General features: G+C 37.2%; 1 protein-coding gene. It reads right to left on the bottom strand.

Going from position 1 to position 524, the window contains the following annotated elements; genetic code table 11:
- On the bottom strand, positions 1 to 479 hold a 479-nt coding region (locus LB823_RS23580), incomplete at its 3' end, for a fructosamine kinase family protein (RefSeq protein WP_224652206.1).
- Positions 480 to 524 lie beyond the last annotated feature (45 nt).

Raw genomic sequence — 524 nt, 5'->3', positions numbered from 1 at the left:
AAATATAAACGATAAAATTCAAGTCTATAGGATGCACCTTTTGCGAGTGGATAATGTTTATTATACGCATCATAAAATTCACTCGTAAAACCACCAAATACCGTTGTAATACCGATATCGAATTCTCTGTCACCATATAATGGCGCTGGATCAAATAACGCCGGACGACCATCTTGTAAGAACATATAATTACCACCCCATAGGTCACCATGTAATAAAGACGGTTTACTTTGATGCTTTTCTAATTCCGCCACAATTTGACGTCGCACTTTGTCATATACTTTGATATCGTTGGCATCCCATAGCCCTCTATTTAGCAACTCATCTTTCAAATGGTCCATGCGCTTGTCGACAAAAATGGTACACCAATCGTCTTGCCAATGATTATCAAAAGAAATATCGCCACCTTCATAAGGTAATGAGAAGCCAAATTTGCCTTCTTCTTGTTGCTGACTGTGTAATTGATGAGTACAGTTCAAAGTGATATTTTCAAGACTAATAGTGCATCATCATCTATTAAAAGC

Source organism: Tsukamurella sp. M9C (genome assembly GCF_020169415.1).
In the GTDB taxonomy this organism is placed as follows: domain Bacteria; phylum Actinomycetota; class Actinomycetes; order Mycobacteriales; family Mycobacteriaceae; genus Tsukamurella.
The sequence above is the reverse complement of the archived record's forward strand: the minus strand, read 5'-3'. Positions and strand labels throughout refer to the sequence as shown.